Origin of the sequence: Clostridium tarantellae, from assembly GCF_009295725.1 — a bacterium.
Taxonomy (GTDB): Bacteria; Bacillota; Clostridia; order Clostridiales; family Clostridiaceae; genus Sarcina; species Sarcina tarantellae.
On the sequence record NZ_WHJC01000236.1, the window covers coordinates 1 to 5,264 of the forward strand.

The 5,264-nt window shown below is 26.3% G+C and carries 9 protein-coding genes; 7 read left to right on the forward strand and 2 right to left on the reverse strand.

Going from position 1 to position 5,264, the window contains the following annotated elements:
• Positions 1-253 precede the first annotated feature (253 nt).
• The 6 genes from GBZ86_RS12270 to GBZ86_RS12295 all read left to right on the forward strand — a co-directional run bounded on the left by GBZ86_RS12270 (position 254) and on the right by GBZ86_RS12295 (position 2,990).
• The gene (locus GBZ86_RS12270) at positions 254-550 is read left to right on the forward strand and encodes a DUF5839 family protein (RefSeq protein ID WP_152891069.1); all 297 of its coding nucleotides are present in this window, start codon (positions 254-256) and stop codon (positions 548-550) included.
• A 29-nt stretch (positions 551-579) separates the two neighbouring features.
• Entirely contained in the window at positions 580-948 is a 369-nt protein-coding gene (locus GBZ86_RS12275) for an RNase H1/viroplasmin domain-containing protein (protein WP_152891071.1), read from the forward strand.
• Between the two features lie 122 nt (positions 949-1,070).
• On the forward strand, positions 1,071-1,679 hold the full coding sequence (gene fic, locus GBZ86_RS12280) for a protein adenylyltransferase Fic (RefSeq protein ID WP_152891072.1): 609 nt from the start codon (positions 1,071-1,073) through the stop codon (positions 1,677-1,679).
• Between the two features lie 98 nt (positions 1,680-1,777).
• Entirely contained in the window at positions 1,778-1,984 is a 207-nt protein-coding gene (locus tag GBZ86_RS12285) for a hypothetical protein (RefSeq protein WP_152891074.1), read from the forward strand.
• 47 nt (positions 1,985-2,031) lie between these two features.
• On the forward strand, positions 2,032-2,223 hold the full coding sequence (locus GBZ86_RS12290; protein WP_152891076.1) for a recombinase family protein: 192 nt from the start codon (positions 2,032-2,034) through the stop codon (positions 2,221-2,223).
• A 128-nt stretch (positions 2,224-2,351) separates the two neighbouring features.
• The gene (locus GBZ86_RS12295; protein WP_152891078.1) at positions 2,352-2,990 is read left to right on the forward strand and encodes a hypothetical protein; all 639 of its coding nucleotides are present in this window, start codon (positions 2,352-2,354) and stop codon (positions 2,988-2,990) included.
• 351 nt (positions 2,991-3,341) lie between these two features.
• Here GBZ86_RS12295 and GBZ86_RS12300 read toward each other — a convergent pair whose 3' ends face one another.
• A complete protein-coding gene (locus tag GBZ86_RS12300; protein ID WP_207707450.1) occupies positions 3,342-4,046 on the reverse strand; it encodes a DUF4396 domain-containing protein in 705 nt (234 codons plus the stop codon).
• 224 nt (positions 4,047-4,270) lie between these two features.
• Between GBZ86_RS12300 and GBZ86_RS17260 the strand changes: the two genes are divergently transcribed.
• Positions 4,271-4,408 carry a hypothetical protein gene (locus GBZ86_RS17260; RefSeq protein WP_170272239.1) on the forward strand — a complete coding sequence of 46 codons (138 nt, stop codon included), beginning with the start codon at positions 4,271-4,273 and terminating at the stop codon, positions 4,406-4,408.
• A 99-nt stretch (positions 4,409-4,507) separates the two neighbouring features.
• On the opposite strand, the gene GBZ86_RS12305 is transcribed toward GBZ86_RS17260, so the two are convergent.
• Positions 4,508-4,993 (reverse strand): hypothetical protein, encoded by a 486-nt coding sequence (locus GBZ86_RS12305; protein WP_152891080.1) that lies wholly within the window; start codon positions 4,991-4,993, stop codon positions 4,508-4,510.
• Positions 4,994-5,264 lie beyond the last annotated feature (271 nt).

A 5,264-nucleotide genomic window follows, 5' to 3' on the forward strand; every position in this document is an offset into this window, starting at 1 on the left:
TATAAGTTATATCTATTGTGACAAACGCTTATCGAACACCATCTACTTAATTGTAGGTGGCTTTTTTGCGTTTGTCACAGTAGGTAAAACTTTGTTATTTTCTCAAGTTCCCCTACCATGCCTAACATAAGACTACTTTGAAAGCAAGTGTCAAGTAACGAAAACTTATTAAGTTTAGAAAATAACTTCCTTTTAAGCTTAATTTTTAGTATTAATAATATATAACAATAACTTAAGTAGAGGAGATTTGATTATGGATGATAAGCAATATAGAACTTTAGTAGTAGCTATGCATTTTAAAATAGATGAAAATAAGATGATGGTTATAAACCCAGAACCTTATACATGGACTATAGGTAAGAAAGCTTTAAAGCCTGGTGAAGTTGTAGAAAAAGGTGATATTGTTTTTGCAAAAGTAAAACATAGAAATAATAAAATTACTTGTAAACCAGTTTTAGTAATAAATGTTACACAAGAGCTTATAACAGAAGATAGTAAAAAACATAGAGATATTACTCGTCTTATAGAGAAAGGTAATAAAAAGAAGTAAGATATTAATTATAGATAGGGATGATGGTAATGGCTAAGAGTAAAAGTAAGAAATGGTATGCAATAAAAGATGGTAAAGGAGTAAAGAATAAAATACTTACTTCTTGGACTGAATGTGAAAAGTTAGTTAAAGGTTATCCTGCAATTTATAAAAGTTTTAAAAGTGAAGAAGAAGCAAAGGAATATCTAGTTCAGATAAAAGATACTGATGTTCCAGAAGTACGAAAAATTTATAAAAAAGGAAGAGAGTATAAAGAAAAAAGAAAGACAACTACTAAACCTTTAAATGGAGTAAGAATACCAAATGAACTATATGAAATTATAGATCAAAAGGCTGAGCGTGATAATGTTAAAATTGAAAAATTAGTAATTGAAGCCTTGCAAATGGTTTTTGAATAAATTATATTTTTGATATTTGGAGGATTTAAATTGACTATAATTATAGATGATATAAGAATTGCTTTAGCTGTGGGAGTGTCAATGACAAGGCTATTTAGAAAATAAGAAAAGGAGAGGATAATATGCTAGAAAATAAATTAGGGATTAAAACAGAATCAGAGCTTGCATTAGCAGAAGAACGTATAAGTAAGAAAAAAGCCTATGAGCTATTTGAAAAAGGCATACTTGATACACTTGAAGTCGGAACATTTTCGGCACTTTCTAAAATACACAACTATTTATTTAATGATATTTATCACTTTGCTGGAGAAGTAAGAACCGTGAATATAGCAAAAGGAAGTTTCCGTTTTGCACCACTTATGTATTTAGACGTATCGTTGAAAAACATAGATAAAATGCCACAAACAACTTTTAATGAAATTATTGAGAAGTATGTAGAAATGAATATTGCACACCCATTTAGAGAAGGGAATGGACGTAGTACAAGAATTTGGCTTGATTTAATACTAAAGCAGAACCTTAAAAAAGTGGTAGACTGGAGTAAAGTTGATAAAAACGATTATCTCTTAGCAATGGAGCGAAGTCCTATTAAGGATTTAGAAATAAAATACTTACTAAAAGAAGCTCTTACGGATGATATAAACGATAGAGAGGTTTATATGAAAGGAATAGATGCAAGTTACTATTATGAGGGGTATAATGTTTATACCCGTAATGATCTAACTGAATAAAATTTATATAATACGGGGGAAACCACATAGCCATCAGGCTAAGAAATACATAAATTTCCTTTATTTGGTTATATCTAAATAAAGGAAATTTATTTTTTATGCATGAAAAATTAAAATATTTGATAGAAAAATCTAAAGAATTATTTTCTTCAGATTTTATAGATAATCTTAGTAAAAAATCAAAATTTACAAAAAGGAAAGGGAAAATATCTGCTGAAAAGTTTATGGCATTTAGTATATTTTCTGGTGAAGATTTATGTAGGGGTAGCATCCTATTTTTGCGGATTTTACCCTTTAAGAAATAATTTTGATGATTTGTTTCAATTAATTATACCAAAATGGAGGATGACATTTGAGAAAAATAGGATATGTAAGAGTAAGTTCTAAGGACCAAAATGAAGAACGACAAATAAAACAATTAAAAGGTATCACGAAACGTCGTCTTTATAAATGTGTGGAGTACCACTTTAGTGGTTACTCTCTTTCTGGAGGAGACTTAGTATTTTTACTATTTACTTTCTTTATTAGTTTAGCTAGTACTTAAATGGGTCTATAGGACTTTATGGAGTTATATCTTAAGCTTATTCTAGTTTAGATACTAAGTCTGTTGAATCTATGTGTTAAAAGAAAGTAAAGAATCTATAGAATTTATTTAATAGGGGAGAAACGATTATGAGAAGAATTTTATTTTGTAATATAGCATGGATGGATAAATATCAAGGAATTACTCCTAATGATAAACCTGTAAATGGTGGAAGTTATGTTGAACATACTAAGAATGCACATGAAGCTAGTAATTTTTTACCTAGACATTTTACTGTTGATGATGAAAGTAGTGAATATTGTTTAGGTTTTTTTGAAACAAAGTCAACTAATGGAAATGCTAGAAATCAGCTTCATATTGAAAAAATAGATAGTGGTATAAATAAAACTATTGAATCTATAGATAATGTATTAGTTATATGGTGTGCTAAATGTCCTTCAAATGACTTTACATCAGTAGTTGGATGGTATAAAAATGCAACAGTATATAGATATTATCAAGAAGTAGAAATTGGTAGTGAGTCTATACAAGCGTATAATATTTTAGCTAAAGCAGAATATTGTGTATTATTACCAACTAACATAAGAAGTAGAAGAACAATGTGGTGGGTTCCAAGAGTTGCTAAAAGAAATGGTCCTTCATATGGTTTTGGACAAGCTAATGTTTGGTTTGCTAATGAAAAAGATAATAAAGGAAAAGAAAATTATCTAAATAAGATAATTGGATTAATTGACAACTATGATGGAGAGAATTATATGATATTATAATTGAAGTTAAATATGAGCGTAGAAGAGATAATGAAAATGTAAAACTAAGAAAGCTAAGCAAAGGAAATTTAGGTTTTATTAGCGTGATGACTATGGAATCGACCCCATAATGAGACAATATCTTTAAAAACAGGTTTACCTATTGAAAATATTGAAAAACTTAGAAAAGCGAGTACATTGAATGCTCGCTCTTTTTATTTTTCAAAATAAATTCATATAATAAAGCTAAATTAAGAAATTTTTTACTATATTTCTTGACTTAGCTTTATCATATGCATAAATAACAATAAAATCTTAAAAAAGTTATAATCAATTAAAGACTATTTAACTTGACTTGTTCCAATTATAAGCTTACATTCCTACTTTAATTCCACTTTTAACCAACCACCAATTTACAGGATACGCAGTTATAAATCCACAAAACATAGCTATTTGCATCATAAACCAAAATTGTGGTGTAGTTGGAGATAAAGGTCCAAATAAAACAAAAGTAACTAAAGCCATCCAACCATACATACCTATTTGCCAAGAAGTAAGAGAAAGAAAATCTATTTTTAAAGCTTTCAACCAAGTTTTAAGTCCTTTTTCTTTCATCATAGGAGCAATAGCTGCATATTGAAAAGTAACTCCAGTTAATAAAGCTAAACAGTATTCTAATGTCCACTCTCCAAAAGTAAGGTTGTTAAAAATTTTAAAAGGAAAAATTAAAAAAAGCCATGATCCAATTAAATCAGCTAAAGAACAGCCAGCTCCACAATGTAAAGTATCTACTACAACGCCTTGCCAAAAACTAGAATACTTTGATTTAGACTTAGAAGACATATTCATGTGTTTCATATCCATTGAATTCATCATATTAGACATGTTCATTTTTCTATATTTTCCAATAGTGAAATATGCCCATAGACCCAATAGACCAGCCCATAGACCATTAATAGGCCAAACCAAATTCATAACAGGCATATCTTTTTGTGGATGTTTTAAAATATCAACTGTAATAATTGAAGTCGATACAATTCCAATAACAATAAAAATTAAAGAAATAGATTTAAACAATTAAATCACCACCTTGATTATAATTAATGTTATATAACATTAATTATAATATAACACATAAAAAACCATTTTTAAAAATAACTAGCACAAGTCGTTATTTTATGTTAATTAATACATTATAAAACCTTAGATTTTTAAGTTATAATATAATTTTATTTTAAAGAAATTAATAACATAAATAATTTTTAAAAAAATTTACACTTATGATAAAGGAAATATAATATATGAACGATAAAGAAATAGAAAAAATACAACGATATATTTATAAAAATCCATATTCTAAAACAGGAGAAGAATTAATTCAATATATTAAATTAGTTATAATACTAAGTGTTACTTTTCATAAACATTTTACGACATAAGATATAAATAAATTACATTTTAAAGGCTTTTTTCCCTATTTCCAAAGAAAGTATATAAATATATATTTAGGGAAAATACGCCTAAAAATTAATTATTATTTAATCAATGCTATACGGATATATTTCGCTTAATCCTTTAGATATTAATTCTAATTTCTTCATAAATTCTTTGGATAAAGATATTTCATATCCATTTAATTCTTCAAATTGTCTATTTAAATCAGCAAGTTGAAGCCATTTTTCAAAATTTATATGTAATAAATGTGGTTTAAATTCATTTTCTTGGTCATGGTCAATAAATGCAATTTCATTTTCATGATCTATTTTCATTGCCCAACTATCTCCTGAACCTGTTTCAGCAAAAATCCACCATATATTATTATCTTCAAAAAATTCGTAGTTTGATTCATTTGCACTTTTAAAATCTTGCAAAATATAATCACATGCTATTTCTAAACAATCATCTGGAATAATACTTAAATAGAAATTATCAAGATTTAAATTTTTTAAATTTACTTCTTTTTTATTTTTTATATTATATTTACTCATAATAGTTTTCATATTATTCAATATTAATTTATCCATTTTGAAGCCTCTATTCTATATATTGTTTTTTTATATTATTAAATTAGTCTATTGGTCATATGTTAGTAATTATCTTATTTATTTTATCAATCAATATCATTTGAAATATTATAATAATTATAAAAAAATTCAATTTTTTAATTATTAACCCGAATTATTCACCAAACTATTTTTTAGAAGATAAAAATATCTAAATATATGGTTTGGTGTTTATTTTTTTAAAGAATTTTCATTTTAGCATAGAAAATTTATAAATTTTATTTTATATATC

Excerpts from the sequence above, each read along its gene's own strand:
- GBZ86_RS12270 (WP_152891069.1), top strand. The coding sequence starts at position 254 with ATGGATGATAAGCAATATAGAACTTTAGTAGTAGCTATGCATTTTAAA.
- GBZ86_RS12275 (WP_152891071.1), top strand. The coding sequence starts at position 580 with ATGGCTAAGAGTAAAAGTAAGAAATGGTATGCAATAAAAGATGGTAAA.
- fic (WP_152891072.1), top strand. The coding sequence starts at position 1,071 with ATGCTAGAAAATAAATTAGGGATTAAAACAGAATCAGAGCTTGCATTA.
- GBZ86_RS12285 (WP_152891074.1), top strand. The coding sequence starts at position 1,778 with ATGCATGAAAAATTAAAATATTTGATAGAAAAATCTAAAGAATTATTT.
- GBZ86_RS12295 (WP_152891078.1), top strand. The coding sequence starts at position 2,352 with ATGAGAAGAATTTTATTTTGTAATATAGCATGGATGGATAAATATCAA.
- GBZ86_RS17260 (WP_170272239.1), top strand. The coding sequence starts at position 4,271 with ATGAACGATAAAGAAATAGAAAAAATACAACGATATATTTATAAAAAT.
- GBZ86_RS12305 (WP_152891080.1), bottom strand. The coding sequence starts at position 4,993 with ATGGATAAATTAATATTGAATAATATGAAAACTATTATGAGTAAATAT.